We start from the raw sequence: 25,916 nt of genomic DNA on the forward strand, positions 1-25,916 counted from the left end.
CGTCAGAGCTGCCCGGGCAGCACCGTTGTCCCGGGGCCGGACGGGTCGCGGCCCGGGCCCTGGCCCTGCTGCGCGCGGAGCAGGTCGCGGATCTCCACCAGCAGCTCGACCTGCGTCGGCTCGGCAGGACCGGCCTCCTCGCCGCGCTTGCGCCGCTCGATGATCTTCTTCATCGGCACCACGACGACGAAGTAGACGACCGCCGCGGTCAGCACGAACGTGATGACCGCGTTGACGAAGGCCGCCCAGTCGAAGACCTGCCCGTTGACCGTGAACGTGCCACCGTCGAGCCCGCCGCCGCCGACGAGGGCGATCAGCGGCTCGAGGAACGAGGCGGTGAACTGGCCGACGACGGCGGTGAAGGCGGCGCCGATCACGACCGCGACGGCGAGGTCGACGACGTTGCCGCGCAGCAGGAAGTCCTTGAATCCCTTGATCATGGGCGACATACAACCGCGCGAGGGGGCTGCTGGCGAGCGGACTCACGGGGGAGGCAGGCTGACCGTCAGCGTGTCGCTGGTCGACGCCGCGGCGAGTCGCGCCGCGGTGGGCGGGTCGACCGCCACCAGCAGCAGGCCGGTAGCCCGGTCCTCGCCGGAGCCCCCGGCGGCCAGCACGCGCACGCCGGCCGCCAGCACCTCGGCCTCGGCTGCACCCGGCGCGGTGGCCAGCACGTCGACCCGGTCCCCGGTGCGCACCAGCGCGGCCACGGAGAGGTCGGCGAGCCGGACCGGCGCGGCCACCTGACCGCTCGTCAGCAGCGCGGTGAGGCCGGGGCCGACCAGGCGGGTATCGGTCAGCGGTTCACCCGCCCGCACGGGGCCGGCGAGCACGCGGCCGACCAGCAGGGCGGGGTCGGCGACCACACCACCCGGCGCGGTGCCGACGGCATAGCGGCTCAGGGCCAGGTCGCCGGGGCCCAGCGCGCGCCCGGCGTCGAGCGACCGGGCGGCCACGACGACGGGCACCGGCTCCGGGGCGGCCGCGCCGGCCGGTGGGCCCGGGCGCAGCGCGAGGACCAGCGCGGTCGCGGTCAGCAGGAGGGCGGCGACCCGGCGGGCGAGTGCGGCGGGGGAGCGGGGACGGCGGAAGCGCGGCATGCGCCGAGCCTGCCGCCGCCCGGGGCGCGGTGGGCCCGGGTCGGAGCAGTTGTGGACGGGCCCGCCCGCTGTGGACGGGCCGGGGTCAGTCGGCGGCCTTGGCCGCGCTGCCCGAGGTCGCGGCGGGCCCGCTCGCCGCGGCGGCCGGCTTGCTGTCCGAGGACGAGCTGCTCGACGTCGAGGCGGTCTCCGTGGCCGACGACGAGCTGCGGCTATCGGTCCGGTAGAAGCCGGAGCCCTTGAACACGACGCCGACCGAGCCGTAGACCTTGCGCACCGGGGCACCGCACTGCGGGCACTCGGCGACCGCGGCGTCGGTGAACGACTGGACGACCTCGAACTCGTGCTTTCCCTCGGGGTTGGTGCAGGCGTACTGGTAGGTGGGCACGTGCGTGGGCTCCCTGGTCGAGCGGAGGTGGGGACCGGGCTGGCACTCCTACCCGGCGACTGCCAATGATGCGCCATGACGCGGCCACCCGTCCACGACGGTCGGCGAGCGTGGGCCTTGCGCCACGCGGCCGCCCACTCCCGACTCGCCACCCACGACGTCGCCGTGGAATCGAGACGCCCAGCCGCCACGACCGGCGTGGTACGGCTGGCGGAACAGCGCGGCGCTCGGTGACGCGGCCGCCGAGCAGGCCGTCGGGAGCTGTCGCGGCATCTTCGTCGCGGCAGAAGTCGCAGCTCAGGCTCCTGTCTTCACCTGCCGGTGCGGTGCGGCCACGACGTCACGGGAGTGGAGACACCGGCGCCACAGCGCAGTCGGCCCGCGTGTCCTGGCGCGAACCCGTGCGCGGGTACGGGGGCCCTCCGCCGATCGACGAGTCGCCGGCCCTCCGCGAGGGGGTTGCAGGTGCGCTGCTGACCGGGCATCACCCGTCGCCGCCGGAGAAGCCACCCTGGGGGCCTCCTGCGCCGCCATAGCCGTAGTGCTCGCGCCCGCCGCGAGGTGAGCTCATCCGGGTGCGGTAGTCCTCCTGACCCAGGCTGCCGGGGTCGACCGCTCGCGAATTCTGGCGGTCACGGCGCGGCACGGGGACCGCCGCAGCGCGGACGAAGATCTCGTCGTGCAGCCGGCGGTCGGGCATCGTCTCCCTCCCGTGGAGCGCGACCTGGGCGGCGTTGCTGCCGGCGTCCTGCGTGTGTTCGGCGAACGATCGCAGGGCGCGTCGTCCCGCCGCCGTGGGGGTGTACGCGCTCGTGTGCCGGACGAGCCGGGACAGGGTGGCGCGGCGGACGAGCCCGGCCGCGGTGAGCCGCTGCAACTCCGGCGCCAGCTTCTGCTCGCGAACGAGCCGCCCGTGGATCTGGTCCACCGAGCTGTGTCCCCGGCCGGCGACCGCGTCCAGCACGGCGGCCTCGACGGGGTGCCCGGACGACGTCGCCTCGGCGCGGAACTCCCCGGAGGGTTCGACGCGGACGTGTCCGGCCTCCACCAGGGCCACGAGCGCGGTGTCCACCAGCCGAGGAACCCCGCCGGCGAGAACCGCCGCGTCGTACACGTCGAGTGGTTGGCCGTCGCCGGGGAGCGCCATGATCACCCGCCACCTCTCGGGGCCGTGGGAACCGCGGGTCCTGCGCGGGTGGTCCAGGGTTCCTCCGGAGATGACCGGAGCACAGGGCCGAAGGGACCGCCCAGGGTGTTGTGGAGGCCGCAACACCCCGCCGGCGAGGGTCACGTCCGCACCCTTCGTGAGGGTGACCGCGAGCCCGGGGAGGGGGGTTCCCTAGGTCCCTGTGCACTCCGGGAGTGCAGCGGGACGATGCACGTGCGACGACCGGTTCTCCGCGACCCTGAAGGGCGGCGACCATGACGACTCCCGAGAGCACACGCCCCCTCGACGTGTACGACGTGGCGGTACTGGCCGGTGGCCTGCCGAGGCTGGTGGACACCGCGGTCGTTGCGTTGGTCGAGTCCGGTCTGGTCCGCGTCGACCCGTCCGGCGAGTTCCACGCCGAGGCGACGTCGTCCGGGCATCCCGTCGAGGCGGCGGTGCTGGACGCGATCGGCAGCCGGGGGCACCGGTCGGTGGACGTGATCACCTCCCGGTTCCTGCACGACCGTCGGATGGATGAGGAGTTCCGCCACCTCACCCGGGACGGGCTGGTGCGCCGCGCCATCCCGGCCCGGCTCGTGGGAAAGACGCACGCGCACACGACTGCGGCCGGCCGGCGTGCCCTGCGGCAGTTCGCGGAGCGGCCGGAGAGCGACGGAGGCAGCGCCGTCCAGGTGGCCTTGCACGGGCGGGATGCGATGTCCGACGACCGCCTGCGCGCCGAGATCTTCGACCGCGCCCCGGTGGTCCTCCCGCCCCGTAGCGAGCGCCGGAACCCTCGGTCGGTCCACCCCAGCCAGCCCCACCGGCTGAGTTCCGTGATGACCGGGGAGCTCTACATGGACGGCGACCCCGCAGCCGCCGGCGGTCTCGCGGTGGACCGTGGCGCTGGCCCGTCGGGCGGCGGCGCGGGTTCCAGAGGCGACGTCGACGGCCGGGGCTGACCCACGGGATGGTCCGCCGCGCCCACGACGACTGCGGGTGAGCACCACCCGGCGCAGCCCGGTGTCCGAGCGCCTCCTGCCGAGGGTGGTCGCCCGGCCACGGGACGGGTAAGGGCCTGGCATGGCAGCGGTGGCGGCGACGGGTACGTGGGTCGATCCGGACGACGGCATCCGGTATCCGGCCGGCGAGGTGCACGGCTGGGAGCGCGGCCGCAACGAGACCGTCTGCGGCCTGTCGCTGCACCGGTCGGGTCTCCGGCGGTTCTCCCACGTCAGCTGGGCCGACGTCCAGCCGGAGAGCGGTCGGCACGCCGAGGAGGTCCAGGTGGTGTGCCGCCGGTGCCGCGCCGGGCTCGGCGGCCGCCGCGACGACCGCGGCTGGACGCGGGTGAACCCCCGGCCCTGACCGTTCGGCCTATCGCCGGGTGGGTGCGCCGGGAGCACGCCGCCGTGGGCGGCCGCGGGTGGGTGCAGCGGCATCCTCCCTCACCGCGCAGCGTCCTCCCTCACCGCCGACCGTGAGGGAGGAAGCGCGATGATCAGGTCACCTGATCGTGGCGCGGCTTCAGCTGCCGAGGTGGCGGTAGCGGTGCAGCCGGGTGCGGAAGCGCTCGGTGTCGTCCCGGCCGAGCAGGCCGGCCAGCTCCTCGCCGAGCACGCGGCCCAGGCGCAGGCAGAACTCGGTCGGCTCGTCGGCGGCGTCCGGCCGCTCCGGGACGACGCGGTCCACGATCCCCGCGCGCCACAGGTCGGTGGCCCGGACCCCCTGCGCCTGCGCCATCTCGCCGGCGTGGTCGGTGTCGCGGTGCACGATCGCCGAGGCGCCTTCCGGCGGCAGCGGGCCCAGCCAGCCGTTGGCGGCCGCGAGCACCCGGTCGGCCGGCACCAGCGCCAGCGCGCCACCGCCGGTGCCCTGGCCCAGCAGCACCGCCAGCGTCGGCGCCTGGAGCATCACCAGGTCCTGCAGGCAGCGCGCGATCTCGCCGGCCAGCCCGCCCTCCTCGGCCTCGCGCGACAGCGCGGCGCCGGGGGTGTCGATGAGCGTCACCAGCGGCAGTCGCAGCTCCTGCGCCAGGTGCATGCCGCGGCGCGCTTCGCGCAGCGCCGCCGGCCCCAGCGGCGCCGCCGTCGACTGGCCCCGCCGGTCCTGGCCGAGGACGACGCACGGCGCCCCGCCGAAACGGGCCAGCGCGAGCAGCAGGCCGGGGTCCTTCTCGCCGGCCCCGGTGCCCGAGAGCCCCACGATGTCGGTGGCCGCGGTGCGCAGCAGCCGGCGCACACCCGGCCGGTCGGTGCGGCGGGACGCCGTCACCACGTCCCACGCGGTGCGGCCGTCCTCGGGGTCGTCGCCGTCCGCGCCGTCGTCCGGACCCGGCCGGTCGGCCGAGGCGACGTCGACGTGCCAGGTCTGCCGCGCGGCGAGCACCCGCAGCGCCCGGTCGGCGACCTCGGCGATCTCGTCGTGCGGGACGACGGCGTCGATGAGCCCGTGCTCGGCCATGTTCTCCGCCGTCTGCACGCCCTCGGGGAAGCGCTCGCCGTAGAGCGACTCGTACACGCGCGGGCCCAGGAAGCCGATCGAGGCGCCCGGCTCGGCGATCGTCACGTGCCCCAGCGAGCCCCACGACGCCAGCACGCCGCCGAAGGTGGGGTTGCGCAGGTAGACCAGGTAGGGGAGCCCGGCCTGCTTGTGCCGCGCGATGGCCGCGGTGATGCCGATCATCTGCAGGAAGGCGACCGTGCCCTCCTGCATCCGGGTGCCCCCGGACACCGGCGCGGCCAGCAGCGGCAGCCCCTCGGCGGTCGCCCGCTCCACCGCGGCGATCAGCCGGTCGGCGGCGGCCACCCCGATCGAGCCCGCCAGGAAGCCGAACTCCCCGGCGACGACGGCGACCCGCCGTCCGCGCAGCCGCCCCTCGCCGGTGATGATCGACTCGTCCTGCCGCGTCTTCTCCGCGGCGCGGCGCAGGTCGCGGGCGTAGCCCTCGTCGACCTCGCGCACCGGGATGGGGGAGTCCCAGGACTCCCACGACCCCGGGTCGAGCACCAGGTCGCGCAGGGCGCGGGCGTCCAGCCGCACGGGCTTCCCGTCGGGCGTGGTCACGTGGGCTCCGTTCGACGGGGGAGGTGCGGGCGGCTGATGATCTCCCACCCGCCCGTGGGGGTGACCACGGCGGTGACCCTGCGGTCGTGCGGCTCGGCGGGCAGGTCGTCGAGGAGTTCGCCGTCGAACACGACGGCGACGAGGACGGCGTCCGGCCGGGCGTGCGCCAGCGCGCGGTCGTAGTAGCCGCCGCCGCGGCCCAGCCGCACCCCGCTGCGGGACACCGCCAGCGCGGGGACGACGACGGCGTCCGCGGACCCGATCGCCTCCGGACCCAGCCGCGGGCCGACCGGCTCGAGCAGCCCGAACCGGCCCGGGGCCAGCCGGCCGTCGTGCTCGGCCCACGCCAGCTCGCGGCCCCGGACCACGGGCAGCAGCACCCGGGTGCCGGCTCCGGCGAGCTCGCCCGGCAGCCGCCCGTGCCCGGGCTCGACCGCCTCCGGCACGTGCGCCGCGACCGTGCGCGCCGTCGCGAGCCCCGTCCGCAGCGCGGCCGCCACGGCGGTCGCCGCCCGCTCGCGCTCGGCCGCAGGCCGGGCCCGGCGCGCGGCGAGCAGCCGGGCCCGCAGCGCGGCCTTGGCCGGCACCACGTCGTCGGCAGGAGGCATCCCGGCAGGCTAGCTAGGCTGCCCGCCATGACCAGCCCGGGCGCCCGACCTGCACGCAAGGCCGTCATCCCCGTCGCGGGGATGGGCACGCGCTTCCTCCCCGCCACCAAGGCGGTGCCAAAGGAGCTCCTGCCGGTCGTCGACCGCCCGGCGCTGCAGTACATCGTCGAGGAGGCCGCCCGCGCGGGCCTGCCCGAGGTGCTCATGGTGACCGGCCGCAACAAGGGCGCCATCGAGGACTTCTTCGACAGCACCCCCGAGCTGGAGACGGCGCTGGAGAAGAAGGGCGACGCGGCCCGGCTGGACGCCGTCCGCTCCTCCACCGACGTCGCGCAGGTGCACTTCGTGCGGCAGGGCGAGGCCCGCGGCCTCGGGCACGCCGTCCTGCAGGCGGCGGCGTTCGTCGGCGACGAGCCGTTCGCGGTCCTGCTCGGCGACGACCTCATCGACGAGCGCGACCACCTGCTCGAGCAGATGCTCGCGGTGCAGGCCGAGCACGGCGGCTCGGTCATCGCGCTGCTCGACGTCGGCATGGAGAACATCGACAAGTACGGCGCGGTCGCCGTCGAGCCCGGCTCGCAGCCGGCCCTCGACGGGGACGAGGTCGTCGCCGTCACCGGGCTGGTCGAGAAGCCGCCGGTCGAGGAGGCGCCGAGCAGCCTGGCGATCATCGGCCGCTACGTGCTGGCCCCCGAGGTCTTCGCCGTGCTCCGCGAGACCGAGCCCGGCCGCGGCGGGGAGATCCAGCTGACCGACGCGCTGGCCACCCTCGTGGCCCGCGGCGAGCCGGTCCACGGCGTCGTGTTCAGCGGCCGCCGGTACGACACCGGCGACAAGCTGGACTACCTCAAGGCGGTCGTCCGCCTCGCCGCCGAGCGCGACGACCTGGGCCCCGCGCTGCGCTCCTGGCTGCGCGAGTTCGTCGGCGAGCTGCCCGCCGAGGGCGCGTCGCCGGCCTGACCGGGGCTCCCAGGGGGCACCATCGGACGGCGGGGTTCCGCGCCGGCCCCCGATCGGGGCCCGCGGTGCCGCGCGGAGCCGGTGCCGCCGAACGGCGGACGGCACGGCGGAACGGGTGGTGAGGGTGGGGATGACCGGCAGGATCGACGGCGCCGAGGGCACGGGCGACGCGTCCCAGGGCTACCGGGACACCCAGTTCGTCGACGGTCCCGTGCGCCCGCCGGCGGGCGACCTGCCCCCGCTGCCGACGCCGCGCGCCGTCGTCGAGGGCCCGATCCCGCTGCCGCCGGCCGAGTCCGTCCCGCTGTCGGTGATCTGCACCGTCGAGCGGCACCTCGACGAGATCCTGGCCAGCGTCCCCCAACCCGACCCCATCGAGCTCGCGGTGCTCGACGCGCAGGGCCTGCTCTGCGCGGAGGAGGTCATCAGCCAGCGGGCGCTCCCGGCCTTCGACCAGGCCGCGCTCGACGGCTACGCCGTCCGGGCCGAGGACGTCGCCGGCGCCCGCCTGTCGGCGCCGGTCCCGCTCGCGGTCGTGGGGGAGAGCGTCGCCGGCGCGGGCGTCCCCGCCACCATCGGGCCGGGCCTGGCCTACCGGGTCACCGCCGGCGCGATGCTGCCCACCGGTGCCGACGTCGTCGTCCCCGCGGTGTGGACCGACCAGGGCGCGGTGCGCGTCGAGGTGCTCGCGGGCCCGCCGGTGGGGGGCTACGTGCGCCGCACGGGGGACGACGTCGCCCCGGGCGACCCCGCCGTCCAGGTCGGGACGCCGATCGGCCCCGCCCAGATCAGCCGTGCTCGCCGCCGTCGGCCGCGAGCGCGTGCTCGTCCGGCCGCGGCCGCGCATCGCCGTCCTGTGCGCCGGGCCGGAGCTCGTGGACATCGGGACGGCGCCGGCCCCGGGCCAGGTCGTCGACGTCAACAGCTACGCCCTCGCCGCGGCCGCCCGCGACGCCGGCGCCGAGGCCTACCGCTCCGGGATCCTGCCCGCCGACCGGCGCCGGCTGACCGAGGTGCTGGAGAGCCAGCTGCTGCGCAGCGACCTGGTGCTCATCGCCGGGACGTTCGGACCGGGCGCGTTCGACGTCGTCCAGGAGGTGCTCGCCGAGCTGGGCGAGATGCAGTTCCGCCAGGTGACGATGCACCCCGGCCCGGTGCAGGGCTTCGGCCGGCTGGGCCGCGACCGCGTCCCGGTCATCTGCGTGCCGGGGGAGCCGGTGGCCGCCCTGGTCGCCTTCGAGGTGTTCGTGCGCCCGGCGATCCGGCTGATGCTGGGCAAGCGCCAGCTGTTCCGCCGCACCGTGCAGGCCGTGGCGGGCCAGGCGCTGGTCTCCCCGCTGGGCTACCGGCAGTACCTGCACGGCACGGTCATGCGGCACCCCGACGGCGGGTACGTCGTCGAACCGGTGGGTGACGGCACCGACGCGCTGCTGGCCCGCATGGCGCGGGCCAACTGCCTCATCGTGGTCGACGAGGACGTCACCGAGGTCGCCGCGGGCGGCCTGGTCACGGTCATGCCGCTGCTCCTCGGGGGCTGACCTGGACCCCGCGCTGCACCCGGGCTGGCCCGCGCGGCTGGCGTGGGGGCCGGTCGAGCTGGAGCCGCTGCGCCGCCGCGACGCGGGGGAGTGGAGCCGGCTGCGCTCGGCGAACGAGGACTGGCTGCGGCCCTGGGAACCGACGTCGGCGCAGTCCTGGGGGGTGCGGCACAGCCCGGCGGCCTACCGCGCGATGCGGGCCGCGCTGGCGCGGCGGGCGCGGGCCGGGATCACCCTGCCGTTCGCCATCCGGGTCGAGGGCCGGCTGGCCGGCCAGGTGACGGTGGACAACGTCGTCCGGGGCGCGCTGCGCTCGGGCTGGCTCGGCTACTGGATCGACCGGGAGGTGGCCGGCCGCGGCATGGCCTCGCTCGCCGTCGCCCTGGTGTGCGACCACGCCTTCGGACCGGTCGGATTGCACCGGCTGCAAGCCGACATCCGCCCGGAGAACGGGCCCAGCCAGAGGCTCGTGGAGCGCCTCGGCTTCACCCGCGAGGGCGTGCTGCGCCGCTACCTGGACATCGACGGGGAGTGGCGGGACCACCTGGCCTACGCGCTGCTCGCCGACGACCTGCCCGGCGGCGCGCTCGCGCGCTGGCGGGACCGCGCGGGCCGCTGAGCCCGCGCCGATAGCACGCGGCCGGGACGGTCACCGCCTCTCCCGTGTCGACACGCCGCGGCGCCGTCACACCAGTCACACGACCGATCAGCGACACGCCGCGCGCCTCCCTCGTTCGGAGGGGGCGTCTGCATAACCTCGCCCTCGCGAGTGACTCATGTGACAGGTGGTGTTCGAAATGGGATCAGGCGTGCTGCTGGCAGCTCTGGTCGTCCTCTGGTTCGTCGTGCTGGTGCCCATGGTGGTGACCCGCGGCGACGCGCAGGACGACCGGACCGGGCGTGCCGATTCCGGGCGGACGCTGCAGCGGCGCCGCGCGGCGGACCCGGTGGTGCACGCGGAGACCGAGCGGGTGTCCATCGACCGCACGGCCCTGCTCACCAGCGGTGAGCTGAAGGTCGACGTGCACGCGCTGCGCCGCCGCACCCTCGGTGGGCTGGTCGCCCTCGCGCTCGTCGCGCTGGTCGGCGCCGTCGTCTACAGCCCCTGGCTGTGGACCGTGCAGGTCGTCCTCGACCTCGCAGTCGTCGGCTACGTGCTGGTGCTGCGCAAGGTGGCCCGCCGCGAGCGGCTCGCCGCCCGTCGCGCCGCCCGGGCCGCCGCCCGCGAGGCACTGCGGACCGCGGCCCGCCCCGCACCGGTCGCCGCCCCCGCGCCGCGCACCGCCCCCGAGGTGCACGAGACGGTCGCCGCCGAGGCGCTGCCGGAGCTGCCGCACCCCAGCGTCCCGCTCGCGCCGGTCGCCCAGTTCCGCGGCCGCGTGGTCGCCGCCCGCACGCCGGCTCCGGTCGGCTGGCAGAACAGCGCCGTCGTCGGGCTCGACGACGACGACCTCGGTTTCGCCGACATCGACGAGTACCAGCCGCGCCGGGTGGCCAACCTCTGAGGCACCCGCCGTCCCCGGCTCGCCGCTGCCGCCCCGGTGGTGGCACCGGCGAGCCGGGGCGGTAAGCTGGCATCGCGTAAGGGGCTGTGGCGCAGTCCGGTAGCGCACCTCGTTCGCATCGAGGGGGTCAGGGGTTCAACTCCCCTCAGCTCCACCCATTACGCCATGAACGCCGTCGGGCCTCCGCCCGGCGGCGTTCGTGCGTTCCGGCCCGCTCAGGTCGCGCTGCGGAAGTCTGCCCGGCGCTTCTCGACGAAGGCCCGCACGCCCTCGCGGCCCTCCGGGTCGTCGGCGGACTCGGCGATCAGCTGCGCCTCGTCGTCCAGCTGCTCCTCGAGGGTGCGCGTGGCGGCCTTCCGCACCAGCGCCCGCGTCCGGACCATCGCGCGGATCGGTCCGTTTGCGATCTCCGCGGCCAGCGCCTCGGCCGTCGACCGCAGCTCCTCGTCCTCGACCAGGCGCGCCACCAGCCCGGTGAGGTGCGCCTCGGCGGCGGTGAGCGAGCCGTTGCTCAGCAGGATGTCCAGTGCCCGCGGGGCGCCGAGCGAGCGGCTGAGCGCCCACGAGGTGCCGCCGTCCGGGGTGAAGCCGATCGCGCCGTACGCGGGGCGGATCTTCGTCGTCCGCGCGCAGACGACCAGGTCGCAGGCCCCGATCAGCCCGACACCGGCCCCGGCGACGGCGCCCTGCACCCCGGCGACCACCGGCACGGGGCTGTGGAGGATCGCGCGGATCACCTCGTGCCAGTCGTGCGCCAGCTGCCCCACGAACGGTCCCGGGTCGTCGGCTCCGGCGAAGGAGCCGACGTCACCGCCGACGCAGAAGCGCGGCCCGTTGCCCAGCAGCAGGATCACCCGGGTGTCCTCCGGGCGGGCGGCCAGCGCAGCCAGCAACTCGGCGGCGAGGGCCGGGGTGAGGGCGTTGCCGGTCTCGGGCCGGTCCAGGGTGATCCGCCAGACGTCGCCGTCCACGGCGGTCAGCACGGAGGGGCGGTCGGGCGCGTCGGTCATCGTCGTCCTCTCCCGGGGAGTGGTCACCGCCACGGTAGGGGCGTGCGGCGGCCGTCGCCTCAGAACCAGGACGGGAACCACATGCGCCGCAGCCACTCCGCGTTGCTGAGCGGCTCCCCGGTGAGCACCGGCAGGAAGAAGACGAACGTGGCCGCGACCACCGCCACGTAGAGGCAGACGACCGCCAGGCCGACGGTGCGCCGCTGCCCCTGCCGGGGGCCGATGACGTCCTGCAGCAGCAGCGTGATCGCCAGCACGAGGAAGGGGACGACGGGTGCGAGGTAGAAGATGAACATCGTGCGGTCGGTGTTGACCAGCCAGGTCAGCCAGCCCGCGGCGATCGCCGTCGTCGCCACCCCGGCGGCCGGGTCGCGCCGGGCCACCACCCGCCAGAGGAGCCAGACCATCGCGGGCACGAAGAGGAACCACAGCGTCGGCGTGCCGACCATGAGCATGTAGCGCACCACCGGCTCGCCGGCGTCGTCGGTGAGGCCCTGCGGGTTCCACAGCAGGATCGGCCGGCCGTTGACCAGCCACGACCACGGGCCCGACTCCCACGGGTGCGGCGTCGACAGGCCGTTGTGGAAGCGCAGCCACTCGGCGTGCTGGTGCCACAGCGAGCGCAGCGCGTCGGGGACGAAGGGGAACGCGGTGTCCGGGTTCTGCTGGGCCCACGCCTTGCCCTGCGAGGACTCGCCGAGGAACCACCCGGTGAAGCTGGCCAGGTAGGTGAGCACCGGGACCGCCGCCAGCGCCCACAGCCCGCCGGGCAGGCCGTACCGGGCGGCGGCGCGGGTGGGTGTGCGCGAGCCGGCGTCCCGCCAGGCCGCGCGGTCCCAGAACATCGAGAGGACGGCGAAGAACACCAGGAACCAGATGCCGCTCCACTTGACCGCGCAGGCGCAGCCGAAGAGGAACCCGGCGGCGATCCGCCAGCCGCGCGGGCCGAGGCGGAACCCGCCGGCCGCCCGCTCGCCCGCGACGCGGATCCGCGCCCGCACCCGGTCGCGGTCGACCACCAGGCAGGCGACCGCCGAGACGACGAAGACCTGCAGGAAGATGTCGAGCAGGCCGATCCGGGACAGGCTGAACGAGAAGCCGTCGAGCGCCAGCAGCAGGCCGGCGAGCAGCCCCAGCAGCGTCGAGCCGGTGAGCCGCCGCGCCAGCCGGACCAGGACGACGACGGCGATCGAGCCGGCGACCGCGCTCGGGAGGCGCCAGCCGAACGAGTCGTTGCCGAACAGCGCCTCGCCGACGGCGATCAGCCACTTCCCGAGCGGCGGGTGGACGATGAAGGTGTAGCCGCGGTTGTACTCGTAGCCCCAGCGCAGCAGCTCCGCGGCCTCGGGCGGGTAGTAGGCCTCGTCGAACAACCGGTCGGCGGGGTAGCGGATGCCGACGAGCCGGCTGCACAGCGTGAGCGCACCCAGCAGGCCGGTGAGCAGCCAGGACAGCCGCGTGTCCCGGGGCAGGGGCGGGGTGCGGTCGCGGCGCGGGCGCAGCAGCCGGCCGCAGCGGGCGGCGTCCGGGGTGGGCCGGGAGGCCTCGTGCTCCTCCCGCTCGGGTGCCAGCAGCGCCATGCCGGCCAGGGTAGGTGGGTCGCCGGCTCGGCCCGCCGTGACAGGCTGCCGGGGTGACAGGTCGGTTGGTGCTGGGCGGCGCGCCCCTCGGGCAGCCCGGTGACGTCGGACCGCGGCTGCGCTCGGTGATGGAGACCGCCGACGTGCTCGCCGTCGAGGACACCCGGCGCCTGCACCGGCTGGCCTCCGACCTCGGCGTCACCTTCACCGGCCGCGTGGTGACCTTCCACGAGTCGGTGGAGCAGCAGCGGCTGCCCGGGCTGATGAGCGCCCTGGCCGACGGCGCGACGGTCCTGCTGCTCACCGACGCGGGCATGCCGTCGGTCTCCGACCCCGGGTACACGCTGGTGCGCGCGGCGATCGACGCCGGCATCGCCGTGACCTCGGTGCCCGGCCCGTCCGCGGTGACCACCGCGCTGGCCGTCTCCGGGCTGCCGGTCGACCGGTTCTGCTTCGAGGGCTTCCTGCCGCGCAAGGCCGGTGAGCGCCGGGCGCGCTTCACCGGGCTGGCCGGCGAGCCGCGCACGATGGTCTTCTTCGAGTCGCCGCACCGCCTCGCCGACGCCCTCGCCGACGCCGCCGCCGTCCTCGGGGAGGACCGTCCTGCCGCGGTGTGCCGGGAGCTCACCAAGACCTACGAGGAGATCCGCCGCGGCACGCTGGCCGAGCTCGCCGCCTGGGCCGCCGACGGCGTCAAGGGCGAGATCACGCTGGTGGTGGGCGGCGCGCCTCCTCGGGCCGTCACGCTGACGCCGGCCGAGCTCGCGGCGGAGGTCGCCGCCGAGGAGGCGGCCGGCGCGACCCGCAAGGACGCGATCCGCGCCGTCGTCGAGCGCACCGGCCTGCCCCGCCGGGACGTCTACGACGCCGTCGTCGCCCACAAGGGCGCCTGACCCGCGCCCCCAGCGCTCGAGAGTGCGCTGCGCGGGCCCATCCGCGCCGGATGGCCCCGACAACTGCACGCTCGCGGCGGGTTGTGGATGACGGGCACGCCCCGGGTGCCGGGCCCGCCAGGGTGTCCCGGTGTCCCGGACGCCGTCGCAGCCCCCCGCGCTGCTCACCGCGGAGCCGTTCCTCGGCTGGTGGGCCGTCGACGAGGGGTTGCTCACCCCCGATCAGCTGCGCAGCAGTGCCTGGCGGGCGGTGTTCCGAGGCGTCTACCTGCACCGTGACGTCACGCTGACCCACGAGGTGCGGGCCCGCGCCGCGTGCGTCCTCCTGCCCTTCGCCGTCGTGAGCGGGAGGAGCGCGGCGGTGCTCTGGGGCGTGGAGCTCGCCGCCGCGGACGACGACGTCGAGGTCACGGTCCCGCCGCGGTCGCACCCGGTCCGCAGGCCCGGCCTGAGCGTGCGTCGCGCCGCTCTCCCGCCGGCTGAGCGGGCCTCGCGTCACGGCATGCCGGTGACCTCGCCAGAGGCGACGGCGGTCCGCCTCGCCGGGTTGCTGTCCGGGGACGCAGCCGTCGTCGCCGTCGACCGGATGGTCGACAGCGGTCAGGCGGACCTGGGCCGGGTCCGGGCGCTCGCGGCCGTCGCCCGGGGCCGTGGTGCCGCTCGGGCGCGGACGGCGTGCACGCTGGCGGACGGGCTGGCCCAGTCTCCTCCGGAGACCCGCGTGCGGCTGCTCCTGCGCCGGAGCGGGCTGCCGGCGCCGATCGCCCAGCACCGCGTCGTCGACGACCGGGGGCGCTTCGTGGCGCGCGTCGACTTCGCCTGGCCCGAGCAGCGGATCGCTCTGGAGTACGACGGGCGGTGGCACGGGGAGCCCGGCCAGTTCGCGAAGGACCGCGCGCGGCTCAACCGGCTGACGGCTGCGGGTTGGCGGGTCGTCTTCGTGACGGCCGAGGACCTGCGCCACCCGGCGCAGCTCATCGCGAGGGTCGCCGCGGCCCTCGTGGCGTGAGTGTGCGGAAAGCGGGCTCATCCCCGCGGGATGGGCCCGCGAAATGCACTCTCGCGGCCGGGCTAGAGCCAGCCGTTGCGCTTGAAGCCGCGGTGCAGCAGCAGGCAGGACACCAGGATCACCAGGAGGACGACGGGGTAGCCGTAGCGGGTGCCGAGCTCGGGCATGTGCTCGAAGTTCATCCCGTAGATGCCGGCGATCGCGGTCGGGACGGCGATGATGCCGGCCCAGGCGGAGATCTTGCGCATGTCCTCGTTGTCGGCCATCGAGGTGCGCGCCAGCGACGCCTGGAGGATCGAGGTGAGCAGCTCGTCGAGGCCGGCCACCTGGTCGCGCACCCGGATGGCGTGGTCGAGCACGTCGCGGAAGTAGGAGCGCATCGCCTGCGGGACGACATCGATCTCCCGCTCGGCCAGCTTCTGCAGCGGCACCTCCAGCGGGGAGACCGCCCGGCGCAGCGACATCAGCTCCCGCTTGAGCTGGTACAGCCGGCCGATGTCGTCGGTCCGCGACGGGCTGAAGACCGAGGCCTCGAGCTCGTCGACGTCGTCCTCGACCGCGCCGGCGACGTCGACGAACGTGTCCACCACCAGGTCGGCGACGGCGTAGAGGACGGCGGCCGGGCCCAGGCACAGCAGGTCGCGCTGCTCCTCCAGCCGGTGCCGCAGGTCGCCGAGCTCGCTGTGGTGCCCGTGCCGGACGGTGATCACGTAGCGCGGCCCGAGGAAGACCATGACCTCGCCGGTGTCCACCACCTCGCTGGTCGCGGTCAGCTCCTCGTGCTCCACGTAGGTCGCCGTCTTCAGCACCATGAACAGCGCCTCGTCGTAGCGCTCCAGCTTGGGCCGCTGGTGGGCGTAGACGGCGTCCTCCACGGCCAGCGGGTGCAGCGCGTAGCGCCGGGCGATCGCCGCGAGCTCGTCCTCGGTCGGCTCGTAGAGCCCCAGCCACACGAAGCCGCCGGTCCGCTCCGCGACGTGGAGGGCCTCCTCGGGCTCCACCGCGGCCTGCCGCTCGCCGTCCACGTAGACGGCGCAGTCGACGACGGCCGGGGTGCCGGGGGCGCGGGTCGGCGTCCGCGGCTCGCGGCCGGCCGGGCGGGGGCGGGGGTTCGGCGGCCCGTCGGTCGTCTCCGGGCCGGCGGCGCGGTCGGGCAGCGGCGGGGTCGACGGCGGGGGCGGGGGCGGGGTGCCGGCGCTGCTCATCGGGCTTTTCCTCGGGACCGGGCGTCCGCAGCGTAGGCGCGCCGCGCGGGGCGAGCGGGCGGCTCACCCGTCGGGGTGGGGCCCGGCGCTGCGGCCCTCCAGCACGGGCGGGAACGCGACGAGCCCTCCGGGGACAGTTCGGACCGGTCAGGGGAGCTCGGCGTGGCGATCGACGTGCACGGCATGCGCGGTGCGTTCGCGGGCCCGCGTCTCGCGCTCCCGCTCCGCCCCCTCGGCACCGGCACGGCGCGGCGCCGCCCGCCCGTGACCGCCCTGCTCACCGGCGCCCTCGCCGTCGTCGAGGCCGTCGCCCTGCTCGCGGTCGCGCTGCACGGGCTGGACGGCCTGCTCGGCGGGCCGTCGCGCCCCGCCGGCCCGGTCGTCGCCGTCGGCCTGCTCCTGCTGGCGGCGTGGATCGTGCTGGCGGCCGGCAGCGGCGCCGCGGTGGTCGACGGCTCCGGTCGCCGGATGCTGGTCGGCGTCGCCGTCGGCGAGCTGGCGCTGGTCGCGCTGCTCGGCGTCGCGGCGCTCCTCGTCCCCGTCGCCCTGCCCCTCGCGCTCCCGGGTGCGCTCCTGCTGGCCGTGTCGGTCCCGGTCGGCAAGCTGCTGCTGGCCGGCTCGCCGTCGGTGGCGGCGTGGCTGGCGGCCGGTCCCCGCGTCGTCGAGCGGCGTCCCGACCCCGCGGTCGCGCACCGCGGCCTGGCGACGGCGACCCTCGCCGTCATCGGCCTGGCCCTCGGCGCCCTCGCGCTGGTCGGCCCGGTGGACGACCCGCTGGGCCCGGGCGACATCGCCTCCACGACCGTTACCGCGCACTGACCCGACTGCCCGGGCAACCGGGTGGACGGGCCTCCGTACTGTTGTGCCGTGAGTGATCGCCACATCCTGACCGCGGTCGCCTGGCCCTACGCCAACGGCCCGCGGCACATCGGCCACGTCTCCGGGTTCGGAGTCCCCTCCGACGTCTTCAGCCGCTTCCAGCGGATGAGCGGCAACCGGGTGCTGATGGTGAGCGGCACCGACGAGCACGGCACGCCCATCACCGTGGCCGCCGACGCCGAGGGCGTGACGCCCCGGCAGATCGCCGACCGCAACAACCGGGTGATCGTCGACGACCTGCAGTCCCTCGGGCTGAGCTACGACCTGTTCACGCGGACGACGACGGCCAACCACGCCGCCGTCAGCCAGGAGATCTTCCTGGGCCTGCTGAAGAACGGCTACGTGTTCCCGAAGACGACGCTCGGCGCGATCAGCCCGTCGACCGGGCGCACCCTGCCCGACCGCTACATCGAGGGCACCTGCCCGATCTGCGGCTACGACGGCGCGCGCGGCGACCAGTGCGACAACTGCGGCAACCAGCTCGACCCGACCGACCTGGTCAACCCGGTCAGCAAGATCAACGGTGAGACGCCGAAGTTCGTCGAGAGCGAGCACTACTTCCTCGACCTGCCGGCGTTCACCCGCGCGCTGGGCGACTGGCTGGCGACGCGGAAGAACTGGCGCTCGAACGTCCTCAACTTCAGCGTCAACCTGCTCGAGGACCTCAAGCCGCGCAGCTACACCCGCGACATCGACTGGGGCGTCGCGGTGCCGCTGGACGGCTGGCGCGACCGGCCCGACAAGCGCATCTACGTCTGGTTCGACGCCGTGGTCGGGTACCTGTCGGCGTCGATCGAGTGGGCTCGCCGCTCCGGGGACCCGGAGGCCTGGCGCCAGTGGTGGCAGTCGCCGGACGCCGACGCCTACTACTTCATGGGCAAGGACAACATCGTCTTCCACTCCGAGATCTGGCCGGCCCAGCTGCTCGGTTACAACGGCGAGGGCGACAAGGGCGGGACGCCGGGCTCCTACGGCCGGCTGAACCTGCCGACCGAGGTGGTCTCCAGCGAGTTCCTCACCATGGAGGGCCGCAAGTTCTCCTCCTCGCGGAACGTCGTCATCTACGTGCGCGACTTCCTCGCCCGGTACGACGCCGACGCGCTGCGCTACTTCATCGCCGCCGCCGGCCCGGAGAACCAGGACACCGACTTCACCTGGTCGGAGTTCGTCCGCCGCAACAACGACGAGCTGGTCGCGGGCTGGGGCAACCTGGTCAACCGCACGGTGTCGATGGCGGCGAAGAACGTCGGCGCGATCCCGACGCCGGGCGAGCTGACCGACGCCGACCGCGCGCTGCTGGCCTCGACGTCGTCGGCGTTCGGGCCGATCGGCGAACTGCTCGGCCGCAACCGGCAGAAGGCCGCGGCGACCGAGGCGATGCGCGTCGTCGGCGAGGCGAACAAGTACCTGTCGGACCAGGCGCCGTGGAAGCTCAAGGAGGACCCGGCCCGCCGGGACACCGTGCTGCACACGGCCCTCCAGGCGATCAGCGACTGCAACGCGCTGCTCACCCCGTTCCTCCCGCACTCGGCGCAGAAGGTGCACGAGCTGCTCGGGGGCGAGGGCGTGTGGTCGCCGGCGCCGCAGATCGTGGAGACCACGGATCTCGACGACGGCTCTCCCTACCCGATCATCACCGGCGACTACGCGGGCGCCGCGGCGACGTGGGGCTCGCGCCCGCTGCCGTCGGGGAGCCCGCTGAGCGCTCCGACGCCGATCTTCAAGAAGCTCGACGACTCGGTGGTGGAGGAGGAGCTGGCCCGCCTCGAAGAGGGCTCCGCGTGACGGCAGTAATGGCCATTTCTGCCCTCGGGGGGCGTGCGTGAGCCGGTCGGCCTCGTCGCGGGCCAACCGGCGCGGTGAGCCGCCGCCGTCCCCGGAGCCGCTGCCGGCGCCGGCGCTGGACAGCCACACGCATCTGGACATCGTGCTGGGGGAGCGGCCGGCGGACGACGAGCACGGCGAGTGGGCGTCCGACGCCGCCGTGGACGCCGAGATCGCGGCCGCGGCGGCGGTGAACGTGACCCGGCTGGTCCAGGTCGGTGTCGACGTCGCCTCATCGCGCTGGTCGGCGGCCCTGGCCGCGCGGCACCCGTCGGTGCTGGCCGCCGTGGCGCTGCACCCGAACGAGGCGGGGGCAGGGAAGGCGACCGACGAGGCGCTGGCCGAGATCGACCGGCTGGCCGCGCTGCCGCGGGTGCGGGCCGTGGGGGAGACCGGCCTGGACCGCTTCCGCACCGGCCCCGAGGGCTGGGCCGCGCAGGAGGCGTCGTTCCGGGCGCACATCCGGATCGCGAAGGAGCACGGCGTCGCCCTGGTCATCCACGACCGGGACGCCCACGACGAGATCCTCCGCGTGCTGGACGACGAGGGCGCGCCCGAGCACACCGTCTTCCACTGCTTCTCCGGTGACGCCGCGTTCGCGAAGGCCTGCGTCGCGCGGGGCTTCGTGCTGTCGTTCGCCGGCACCCTGACCTTCGGCAACGCCGGCTACCTGCGCGAGGCCGCCGCTCTCACCCCGGCCGAGCAGCTCCTGGTCGAGACCGACTCGCCCTTCCTCACGCCGGTCCCGCACCGCGGCCGCCCGAACGCCTCCCGCCTGGTGCCGCACACGGTCCGCGCCCTCGCCGAGGTCACCGGCACCGACCTCGAGGAGCTCTGCCACCAGCTCACCCGCAACGCAGAACGCGTCTTCGGCTCGTGGGAGACCGGCACCTGAGCCGACCTCGCGTCAGCGGGTCGTGACGAGCGGGGGCCCGGAGGGTCCCCCGAGGAACGACGGGGAGCAACCCGCGGAGCGGTCCCGACGACGGGGGCCCGGAGGGTCCCCAGAGGAGGGACGGGGGCGGCTCAGCGGCGCAGGGGAACGGCACGTGGCCGCGGTGTCGCCCGGAGGGCGACAATGACAGGGTGGGCCGCCTCATCGCCGTCGTGCTGTTCATCGCCCTGCTGGTGCCGGGCGTGCTGCTGTCGCGTGCCTGGGCGCGGGCGGCCGACCGGCGGGCGGTGGCCGGCGGGTCCGTGGAGCTGGTCGAACCGACGGCCGAGGGCGCGGCGGCGCTGACCCAGCAGGCGCAGCACGGGCGCCGCTGGCGGCGGCTGGGCCTGCTGCTGGGGATCGCCGGGATCGTGGGCGTCCTCGTGCTGGTGGGGGAGTCGTCGGTCTTCTTGTGGGTGCCGATCCTGGTGCTCGGGCTGCTGGCCGGCGTCCTGCTGGCGGAGGTGACCCGGCCGCGGCCGCGCTGGGCGGTGGCCCAGCCGCACCGGCGGCCGCGCCGGGCGGAGCTGATCTCGGCCTGGCTGGTGTGGACGATGCGGCTGGAGGTCGTCGCGGTGATCGCGACGGCGGCCTGGCTGTGGTCGGGCGAGGAGGTCGGCGCGGCGTTCGCGGGGACGGCGGTGGCGGTGCCGGGCGTGGCCTGGGTGCTCGCCGAGCTGGCGCTGCTGCGGGCGGTCGTGCGCCCGCTGCCGGCCGCGGGCGCCGACGTGCCGGTGGACGAGGCGCTGCGCACCTGGACGGCGCACCTGGTCTCGGCGGCGACGGGCGTGCTGGCGCTGCTGCCGCTGGGCGCGCTGCTGCTCACCGCGGGCATCGACCGCGGCGACCGGGTGACCGAGCACTTCGACCTGCTGCCGGTGGGGCTGGTCGCCGGCGGCTTCTGCACCCTGTCGTCCGGGCTGGCGGTCGCGTTCTTCCTGGTGACGTGGCTGCGACCGGTGCGTGCCGGGGCCCGGGCGCTGGCGGGCTGACGGGCGGGCGTGTGTGCCCCGAACGGCTGGATCCCACGCTGTGCGCTTGCTCACCCCGGCAGAGCGACGAGCGACGGTCCCGAGTTCCTGATCCCGGCACGGCTGTCACAGAACGTGTCGGCGCGTCCACATAGCGACATGGCGACGGTCTGATTCACTCATCACGCACCGTTGCACCACGCACCGTGCTCGTTATCGTGTCGTGATCAGCCGGGGTGGAGGCCGCCCCGGGCCGAGCGCCCGACCGGAACCGCAGGTTCCGGTCGAGCAGCCGACCCGGATGCGGACTGCAGCGGGCGCGCCGTCCACCGGCGGCGTGCCCACGTCCTCCTGCCCGGGTCCCGGAACCCCTGGATGTGCCGTGCGCCGCTCGCTCCGACTCAGCCTCTTCGCCCTCGTCCTGCTCGGACTCGTGGGCGGAACGCTGGCCTTCTTCGTCGCCCAGAAGTCGATCGTCCTCACGGTCGACGGCCAGGCCTCGCGCGTCGGCACCTACGCCGACACGGTGGCCGAGGTGCTGGACGAGGCAGGCCTGGAGCCCGCGGCCCACGACGTCGTGCTGCCGGCCGTCGACGCGGCCGTCGCGGACGGCGACACGGTCCTGCTCACCCGCGCCCGCCCGCTGAAGCTCACCGTGGACGGCGTCGAGCAGGAGATCTACGTGACCGCCCTGTCGGTGGACGAGGCGCTCGAGCAGCTCGGCCTGCGCGCCGACGGCCTGGTCCTCTCCGCGAGCCGCAGCGAGCGGCTGCCGCTGGACGGGATGAGCCTGGAGGTCACCACGCCCAAGGACGTCGTCCTCGCCGTGGACGGCCAGGAGCGCGTCGTCACCACCACCGCCGCCACGGCCGGCGACCTGCTCGCCGAGCAGGGCATCGTGCTGAGCGCCACGGACCGCGCCACCGCCGAGGCCACGACGCCGCTGACCGCGGGCATGCGCCTGCAGGTCTACCGGGTGACCGTCACCGAAGTCACCGAGACCGTCGCCCTGCCGCACGAGACGGTGGAGACGCCGAACCCGGAGGCGACCGTCGGCGAGAAGAAGGTGACGACGCCGGGCGTCGACGGCCAGCAGACCGTCACCTACCGGATCACCGTGACCGATGGCGTCGAGACCGGCCGCGAGACCGTGAGCACCGTCGTGGACCGCGCCCCGGTCACCGAGCAGGTCGCCGTCGGCACCAAGCCGCGGCCGACCGCCAGCCCGTCCGCCGACGGGCTCAACTGGGCCGCGCTCGCCGCCTGCGAGTCCGGCGGCCGCCCCACCGCCGTCAGCAGCACCGGCAAGTACCACGGCCTGTACCAGTTCGGCGTCGGCACCTGGCAGTCCGTCGGCGGCACGGGGCTGCCCTCGCAGGCCAGCCCCGACGAGCAGACCTACCGCGCGCAGCTGCTGTACCAGCGCTCCGGTGCCGGCCAGTGGCCGGCACTGCGGCCCGCGGCTGTTCGGCTGATCGGGTCGCCCTGACTCCCCCCGAGCCGCCCGACGGGCTCCTGGGGCCGGCCGCGATCCGCGAGCTGGCCGCGGAGCTCGAGCTGCGCCCCACCAAGCAGCTGGGCCAGAACTTCCTGCACGACGCCAACACGATCCGGCGCATCGTGCGCACCGCCGGGCTGGCGCCCGACGACGTCGTCCTCGAGGTCGGGCCGGGCCTCGGCTCGCTCACCCTCGGGCTCCTGCCGGCGTCGGCGGCGGTCACCGCCGTCGAGATCGACCCCCGCCTGGCCGCCCGGCTGCCCCGGACGGTCGCCGAGCGCCGGCCCGACCTCGCCGACCGGCTGACCGTCGTCGAGGCCGACGCGCTGCGCATCAGCGAGCTGCCGGGTCCGCCGCCCACCGCGCTGGTCGCGAACCTGCCCTACAACGTCGCGGTGCCGGTGCTGCTGCACCTGCTCGACCTGCTGCCGACCCTGGAGCGTGCGCTGATCCTGGTGCAGGCCGAGGTCGCCGAGCGGCTCGCGGCGCCCCCCGGGGGCGGCGCGTACGGCGTGCCGTCGGTCAAGGCCGCCTGGTACGGCGAGGTGCGCCGGGCGGGCAACGTGGGCCGGCGGGTGTTCTGGCCCGAGCCCAACGTCGACTCCGGGCTGGTCGCCCTCGTCCGGCGCCCCCCGCCCGAGGGCGACCGCCGGGCCACCTTCGCGGCGGTCGACGCCGCCTTCGGGATGCGCCGCAAGAGCCTGCGCGCGGCCCTGGCGCGCTGGGCCGGCAGCCCCGCCGCCGCGGAGACCCGGCTGCGCGCGGCCGGCATCGACCCCTCGACCCGCGGCGAGCAGCTCTCGGTGACCGACTTCGCCCGCCTGGCCGCCACCGACGAGGTGCAGCCGTGACGGCGTCCGGCGTCGTCACCGCGCGGGCCCCGGCGAAGATCAACGCGCACCTGGCCGTCGGCCCGCTGCGCCCCGACGGGTTCCACGAGCTGCGCACGGTCTACCTCGCCGTCTCGCTGTTCGACACCGTCACCGCCCGGCCGGGCGAGGGGCTGAGCCTCGCCGTCAGTGGCGAGGGCTCGGGCGGGGTGACCGGGGCGGACGCCGTCCCGACCGACCGGCGCAACCTGGTCTGGCGGGCGGCCGAGCTGCTCGCCGAGCACGCCGGCGTGCCCGCCGACGCGCAGCTCGAGATCGCGAAGGACATCCCGGCGGCCGCGGGCCTGGCCGGCGGCAGCGCGGACGCCGCCGCCGCGCTGGTCGCGCTGGACGCGCTCTGGAGCACCCGTGCCGACCGCGCCGACCTGCTGGAGCTGGCCGCGCACCTGGGCAGCGACGTCCCGTTCAGCCTGCTCGGCGGCGTCGCCCTGGGCACCGGGCGCGGGGAGCAGCTGACCCCGGTGCTGGCACGGCCGTCGTGGCACTGGGTGCTCGGCATCGCCGGCGAGGGGTTGTCGACCCCGTCGGTGTACGGCGAGCTGGACCGGCTCCGGGCCGAGGGCCGGGTGCCCGACGGCGAGCAGCTGCTGCCCGCCGAGCCGGTGCTGGCCGCGCTGCGCAGCGGGCCGGCGGCGGCGCTGGCGGACGCGCTCGCCAACGACCTGCAGGCGCCGGCGCTCTCGCTGCGGCCGGAGCTGCGGCGCGCGCTGCAGGCGGCCCGCGGCGCCGGCGCCCTCGGTGCCCTCGTCAGCGGCTCCGGCCCGACCATCGCGGCGCTCGCGGAGGACCAGCCCGCGGCCGTCCGGCTGGCGGCGACCCTGGCCGGGGAGGGCGTCTTCCGGACCGTCCGCGCGGTCACCGGGCCGGTGCCCGGCGCCCGGGTGGTCTGAGCGGCGCTCAGGGGGCGCCGGGACCGTCCAGCAGGTCGGGGGACGGGTCGAGGTGGGACAGGCCGTTGTAGGCCAGGTTCACCAGGTGCGCGGCCACCACGCTCTTGTCGGGCGTACGGGTGTCCAGCCACCACTGGCCGACCAGCGCGACCATGCCGACCAGCGCCTGGCTGTAGAGCTCGGCCAGCCGCGGGTCGTAGCCGCGCGCGTCGAAGTGCCCGCCGAGGATGTGCTCGACCTTGCGGGCCACCTCGCCGATCAGCGAGGAGTAGCCGCCCACGCCGCTGGTGATCGGGGCGTCACGGGTGAGCACGAGGAAGCCGTCGGTGTCGGACTCGATGTACTCCAGCAGCACCAGCGCGGCGCGCTGCAGCAGCTCCCGGGGGTGCCCCGGGGCGGAGAGGGCCGTGGTGAAGCGGCCCAGCAGCAGCTGCATCTCGCGGTCGACGACGACGGCGTGGATGCCCTCCTTGCCGCCGAAGTGCTCGTACACGACGGGCTTGCTCACCTGCGCGTGCGCCGCGATCTCCTCGATCGAGGTGGCGACGAAACCGCGCCGGCCGAACAGCTCGCGGGCGACGTCGAGCAGCTGTTCCCGGCGCTGCGCGCCGGTCATGCGCACCCGGACGCGGGTGCCGTGCGCACCCGGGCCGGCCCCGGGCGGGTGCCCGAGGTCGGTGCCGGGGTCGGTGCTCAGGACGCGGCCGGGGCCTCGACGCGGCGCTTGGCGGCCAGGCGCACCGGGTCGGGCCACTTGACGGAGGAGGCCCAGCCGAGCTTCTCGAACACCCAGATGACGCGGGCGCTGATGTCGATCTGGCCGCGCAGCACCCCGTGCCGGGCGCACGTCGGGTCGGCGTGGTGCAGGTTGTGCCAGGACTCGCCGCCGCTGAGGATCGCCAGCGGCCAGAAGTTCGTCGCCCGGTCGCGGGAGACGAACGGCCGGTTGCCCACCACGTGGCAGACCGAGTTGATCGACCAGGTGACGTGGTGCAGCAGGGCCGCGCGCACCAGGCCGGCCCAGAAGAACGCCGACCAGGCACCGGCCCAGCTGCCGGTGATCAGCCCGCCGAGGACGGCGGGCATCGCCAGGCTGAGGAAGGCCCACACGACGAAGGTGCGGCTGATGAAGACCAGGCCGGCGTCCTTGAGCAGGTCAGGGGCGTAGCGGGCCTGGTTGGTCTTGCGGCGGTCGAACAGCCAGCCCAGGTGGGCGTGGAACATGCCCTTCAGCAGCGCGCGCAGGTCGGTGCCGTAGCGCCAGGGGGAGTGCGGGTCACCCGCGCGGTCGGCGAAGGCGTGGTGCCGGCGGTGGTCGGCCACCCACTGGTTGACCGGGCCCTGGATCGCCATCGAGCCGGCGACGGCCAGCCCCAGGCGCAGCGGGCGGGCGCTCTTGAACGAGGCGTGCGTGAAGTGCCGGTGGTAGCCGACGGTCACGCCGAGCAGCGACAGGTAGTAGAAGCCGACCGCCAGGCCGACGTCCAGCCAGGAGATGCCCCAGCCCCACACCGCGGGGATGACGGCCGCCAGGGCCACGAAGGGCACGAGCACGATCACGTAGAGCGTGACGATCTCGAGGGTGCTCTTGCGCCGGCCGATGGCGTTGTCCGGCAACCCGGCGTAGGGCTCGGCGCGGGGCGGGGCCGTCGGTCGGGTGAGGGCGGGAGCTGACAAGAGGACTCCTGTGCTGTGGTGATCCGCCTCGGGCGCGGTGGCAGAACCGGCGAGCTCCGGGCGATGTGCCGGAAAACCTACGGCACCGTAGGCGGATCCGCGAACCCGCTGGTCCGGTGGGTCGGGACGCACCGCGCCGCCGCCGCCGGTGCCCCCGCGGGGAGCGCGGCCCTTAGGCTCGCACCCGGGTGCCGGTCCGCTCGGGCACCTCCGCGACGCCGTCCGCGACGGCGCCGCGGGTGGGGGATGGGGTAATCGGCAGCCCGCCGGCCTTTGGAGCCGTGCAGTCTCGGTTCGAGTCCGAGTCCCCCAGCAGCCGTGCCGTCACCGTTGGAGGAGAC

26 protein-coding genes, 2 tRNA genes and 1 pseudogene are annotated in these 25,916 nt (G+C 75.4%); 18 read left to right on the forward strand and 11 right to left on the reverse strand.

Annotation, left to right across the window (positions count from 1 at the left end):
• Positions 1-2: 2 nt before the first annotated feature.
• The 4 genes from mscL to JKP75_RS02390 form a co-directional block, all read right to left on the reverse strand.
• A complete protein-coding gene (mscL, locus tag JKP75_RS02375; RefSeq protein ID WP_242472747.1) occupies positions 3-440 on the reverse strand; it encodes a large conductance mechanosensitive channel protein MscL in 438 nt (145 codons plus the stop codon).
• Between the two features lie 42 nt (positions 441-482).
• Complete coding sequence (gene cpaB / locus JKP75_RS02380) at positions 483-1,100, reverse strand: Flp pilus assembly protein CpaB (RefSeq protein WP_200489343.1); 618 nt, start codon at positions 1,098-1,100, stop codon at positions 483-485.
• 85 nt (positions 1,101-1,185) lie between these two features.
• Positions 1,186-1,488, reverse strand: a complete 303-nt coding sequence (locus tag JKP75_RS02385) for an FmdB family zinc ribbon protein (RefSeq protein ID WP_200489342.1) — start codon at positions 1,486-1,488, stop codon at positions 1,186-1,188.
• A 484-nt stretch (positions 1,489-1,972) separates the two neighbouring features.
• Complete coding sequence (locus JKP75_RS02390; RefSeq protein ID WP_200489341.1) at positions 1,973-2,635, reverse strand: TIGR04222 domain-containing membrane protein; 663 nt, start codon at positions 2,633-2,635, stop codon at positions 1,973-1,975.
• 275 nt (positions 2,636-2,910) lie between these two features.
• Between JKP75_RS02390 and JKP75_RS02395 the strand changes: the two genes are divergently transcribed.
• The gene (locus JKP75_RS02395) at positions 2,911-3,600 is read left to right on the forward strand and encodes a TIGR04222 domain-containing membrane protein (protein ID WP_200492734.1); all 690 of its coding nucleotides are present in this window, start codon (positions 2,911-2,913) and stop codon (positions 3,598-3,600) included.
• Positions 3,601-3,721: 121 nt separating this feature from the next.
• Positions 3,722-4,006, forward strand: coding sequence for a hypothetical protein (locus tag JKP75_RS02400; RefSeq protein WP_200489339.1), 285 nt, complete (start codon positions 3,722-3,724; stop codon positions 4,004-4,006).
• 159 nt (positions 4,007-4,165) lie between these two features.
• On the opposite strand, the gene JKP75_RS02405 is transcribed toward JKP75_RS02400, so the two are convergent.
• Both JKP75_RS02405 and JKP75_RS02410 read right to left on the reverse strand, forming a co-directional pair.
• Complete coding sequence (locus tag JKP75_RS02405; protein ID WP_200489338.1) at positions 4,166-5,704, reverse strand: carboxyl transferase domain-containing protein; 1,539 nt, start codon at positions 5,702-5,704, stop codon at positions 4,166-4,168.
• Positions 5,701-6,312, reverse strand: coding sequence for a 5-formyltetrahydrofolate cyclo-ligase (locus JKP75_RS02410; RefSeq protein ID WP_200489337.1), 612 nt, complete (start codon positions 6,310-6,312; stop codon positions 5,701-5,703). Before JKP75_RS02410 ends, JKP75_RS02405 begins: the two co-directional genes overlap by 4 nt.
• A gap of 27 nt (positions 6,313-6,339) precedes the next feature.
• Here JKP75_RS02410 and JKP75_RS02415 point away from each other — a divergent pair, with 27 nt between their 5' ends.
• The 6 genes and pseudogenes from JKP75_RS02415 (at position 6,340) to JKP75_RS02435 (ending at position 10,469) form a co-directional block, all read left to right on the forward strand.
• A complete protein-coding gene (locus JKP75_RS02415) occupies positions 6,340-7,272 on the forward strand; it encodes a UTP--glucose-1-phosphate uridylyltransferase (protein WP_200492735.1) in 933 nt (310 codons plus the stop codon).
• A gap of 130 nt (positions 7,273-7,402) precedes the next feature.
• Positions 7,403-8,005: pseudogene (locus tag JKP75_RS20195) on the forward strand (molybdopterin molybdenumtransferase); the annotation flags it as partial.
• Positions 8,006-8,066: 61 nt separating this feature from the next.
• Positions 8,067-8,810, forward strand: coding sequence for a gephyrin-like molybdotransferase Glp (gene glp, locus JKP75_RS20200; RefSeq protein WP_309229448.1), 744 nt, complete (start codon positions 8,067-8,069; stop codon positions 8,808-8,810).
• 67 nt (positions 8,811-8,877) lie between these two features.
• Complete coding sequence (locus tag JKP75_RS02425) at positions 8,878-9,429, forward strand: GNAT family N-acetyltransferase (protein WP_255523263.1); 552 nt, start codon at positions 8,878-8,880, stop codon at positions 9,427-9,429.
• A 190-nt stretch (positions 9,430-9,619) separates the two neighbouring features.
• Complete coding sequence (locus tag JKP75_RS02430; RefSeq protein WP_309229449.1) at positions 9,620-10,315, forward strand: hypothetical protein; 696 nt, start codon at positions 9,620-9,622, stop codon at positions 10,313-10,315.
• Positions 10,316-10,395: 80 nt separating this feature from the next.
• Positions 10,396-10,469, forward strand: a tRNA-Ala gene (locus tag JKP75_RS02435).
• A 61-nt stretch (positions 10,470-10,530) separates the two neighbouring features.
• On the opposite strand, the gene JKP75_RS02440 is transcribed toward JKP75_RS02435, so the two are convergent.
• Both JKP75_RS02440 and JKP75_RS02445 read right to left on the reverse strand, forming a co-directional pair.
• Entirely contained in the window at positions 10,531-11,352 is an 822-nt protein-coding gene (locus JKP75_RS02440; protein ID WP_309229450.1) for an enoyl-CoA hydratase-related protein, read from the reverse strand.
• 32 nt (positions 11,353-11,384) lie between these two features.
• Positions 11,385-12,905 (reverse strand): dolichyl-phosphate-mannose--protein mannosyltransferase, encoded by a 1,521-nt coding sequence (locus tag JKP75_RS02445; protein WP_200489334.1) that lies wholly within the window; start codon positions 12,903-12,905, stop codon positions 11,385-11,387.
• A 53-nt stretch (positions 12,906-12,958) separates the two neighbouring features.
• Between JKP75_RS02445 and rsmI the strand changes: the two genes are divergently transcribed.
• Complete coding sequence (rsmI, locus tag JKP75_RS02450) at positions 12,959-13,798, forward strand: 16S rRNA (cytidine(1402)-2'-O)-methyltransferase (RefSeq protein ID WP_200489333.1); 840 nt, start codon at positions 12,959-12,961, stop codon at positions 13,796-13,798.
• Between the two features lie 130 nt (positions 13,799-13,928).
• Positions 13,929-14,807, forward strand: coding sequence for a hypothetical protein (locus JKP75_RS02455; RefSeq protein WP_309229451.1), 879 nt, complete (start codon positions 13,929-13,931; stop codon positions 14,805-14,807).
• Between the two features lie 62 nt (positions 14,808-14,869).
• Here the strand turns inward: JKP75_RS02455 and corA are convergent, their stop codons facing one another.
• Positions 14,870-16,012, reverse strand: a complete 1,143-nt coding sequence (gene corA, locus JKP75_RS02460; RefSeq protein ID WP_200489332.1) for a magnesium/cobalt transporter CorA — start codon at positions 16,010-16,012, stop codon at positions 14,870-14,872.
• Positions 16,013-16,174: 162 nt separating this feature from the next.
• Between corA and JKP75_RS02465 the strand changes: the two genes are divergently transcribed.
• From JKP75_RS02465 to JKP75_RS02495, 7 genes are all read left to right on the forward strand, one after another.
• Positions 16,175-16,831: a hypothetical protein gene (locus tag JKP75_RS02465; RefSeq protein ID WP_200489331.1), complete on the forward strand. Its 657-nt coding sequence runs from the start codon at positions 16,175-16,177 to the stop codon at positions 16,829-16,831.
• 48 nt (positions 16,832-16,879) lie between these two features.
• Entirely contained in the window at positions 16,880-18,676 is a 1,797-nt protein-coding gene (gene metG / locus JKP75_RS02470; protein ID WP_200489330.1) for a methionine--tRNA ligase, read from the forward strand.
• 37 nt (positions 18,677-18,713) lie between these two features.
• Positions 18,714-19,610, forward strand: coding sequence for a TatD family hydrolase (locus tag JKP75_RS02475; RefSeq protein WP_200489329.1), 897 nt, complete (start codon positions 18,714-18,716; stop codon positions 19,608-19,610).
• A gap of 191 nt (positions 19,611-19,801) precedes the next feature.
• Positions 19,802-20,641 (forward strand): hypothetical protein, encoded by an 840-nt coding sequence (locus JKP75_RS02480; protein ID WP_200489328.1) that lies wholly within the window; start codon positions 19,802-19,804, stop codon positions 20,639-20,641.
• 361 nt (positions 20,642-21,002) lie between these two features.
• The gene (locus JKP75_RS02485; protein WP_200492736.1) at positions 21,003-22,109 is read left to right on the forward strand and encodes a resuscitation-promoting factor; all 1,107 of its coding nucleotides are present in this window, start codon (positions 21,003-21,005) and stop codon (positions 22,107-22,109) included.
• Positions 22,061-22,969 carry a 16S rRNA (adenine(1518)-N(6)/adenine(1519)-N(6))-dimethyltransferase RsmA gene (gene rsmA / locus JKP75_RS02490; RefSeq protein ID WP_309229452.1) on the forward strand — a complete coding sequence of 303 codons (909 nt, stop codon included), beginning with the start codon at positions 22,061-22,063 and terminating at the stop codon, positions 22,967-22,969. The genes JKP75_RS02485 and rsmA overlap by 49 nt, the downstream gene beginning before the upstream one ends.
• Positions 22,966-23,898: a 4-(cytidine 5'-diphospho)-2-C-methyl-D-erythritol kinase gene (locus tag JKP75_RS02495; protein ID WP_200489326.1), complete on the forward strand. Its 933-nt coding sequence runs from the start codon at positions 22,966-22,968 to the stop codon at positions 23,896-23,898. The genes rsmA and JKP75_RS02495 overlap by 4 nt, the downstream gene beginning before the upstream one ends.
• Positions 23,899-23,905: 7 nt before the next feature.
• On the opposite strand, the gene JKP75_RS02500 is transcribed toward JKP75_RS02495, so the two are convergent.
• On the reverse strand, positions 23,906-24,514 hold the full coding sequence (locus JKP75_RS02500; RefSeq protein WP_200489325.1) for a TetR/AcrR family transcriptional regulator: 609 nt from the start codon (positions 24,512-24,514) through the stop codon (positions 23,906-23,908).
• 77 nt (positions 24,515-24,591) lie between these two features.
• A complete protein-coding gene (locus JKP75_RS02505) occupies positions 24,592-25,575 on the reverse strand; it encodes an acyl-CoA desaturase (protein ID WP_200489324.1) in 984 nt (327 codons plus the stop codon).
• 240 nt (positions 25,576-25,815) lie between these two features.
• Between JKP75_RS02505 and JKP75_RS02510 the strand changes: the two genes are divergently transcribed.
• Positions 25,816-25,888 (forward strand) — tRNA-Gln (locus JKP75_RS02510).
• The last annotated feature ends 28 nt before the right edge of the window (positions 25,889-25,916 follow it).

The organism is Blastococcus sp. TML/M2B, assembly GCF_016612865.1.
GTDB lineage: Bacteria > Actinomycetota > Actinomycetes > Mycobacteriales > Geodermatophilaceae > Blastococcus.

Excerpts from the sequence above, each read along its gene's own strand:
- mscL (WP_242472747.1), bottom strand. The coding sequence starts at position 440 with ATGATCAAGGGATTCAAGGACTTCCTGCTGCGCGGCAACGTCGTCGAC.
- cpaB (WP_200489343.1), bottom strand. The coding sequence starts at position 1,100 with ATGCCGCGCTTCCGCCGTCCCCGCTCCCCCGCCGCACTCGCCCGCCGG.
- JKP75_RS02390 (WP_200489341.1), bottom strand. The coding sequence starts at position 2,635 with ATGGCGCTCCCCGGCGACGGCCAACCACTCGACGTGTACGACGCGGCG.
- JKP75_RS02395 (WP_200492734.1), top strand. The coding sequence starts at position 2,911 with ATGACGACTCCCGAGAGCACACGCCCCCTCGACGTGTACGACGTGGCG.
- JKP75_RS02400 (WP_200489339.1), top strand. The coding sequence starts at position 3,722 with ATGGCAGCGGTGGCGGCGACGGGTACGTGGGTCGATCCGGACGACGGC.
- JKP75_RS02410 (WP_200489337.1), bottom strand. The coding sequence starts at position 6,312 with ATGCCTCCTGCCGACGACGTGGTGCCGGCCAAGGCCGCGCTGCGGGCC.
- JKP75_RS02415 (WP_200492735.1), top strand. The coding sequence starts at position 6,340 with ATGACCAGCCCGGGCGCCCGACCTGCACGCAAGGCCGTCATCCCCGTC.
- JKP75_RS02445 (WP_200489334.1), bottom strand. The coding sequence starts at position 12,905 with ATGGCGCTGCTGGCACCCGAGCGGGAGGAGCACGAGGCCTCCCGGCCC.
- corA (WP_200489332.1), bottom strand. The coding sequence starts at position 16,012 with ATGAGCAGCGCCGGCACCCCGCCCCCGCCCCCGCCGTCGACCCCGCCG.
- JKP75_RS02500 (WP_200489325.1), bottom strand. The coding sequence starts at position 24,514 with ATGACCGGCGCGCAGCGCCGGGAACAGCTGCTCGACGTCGCCCGCGAG.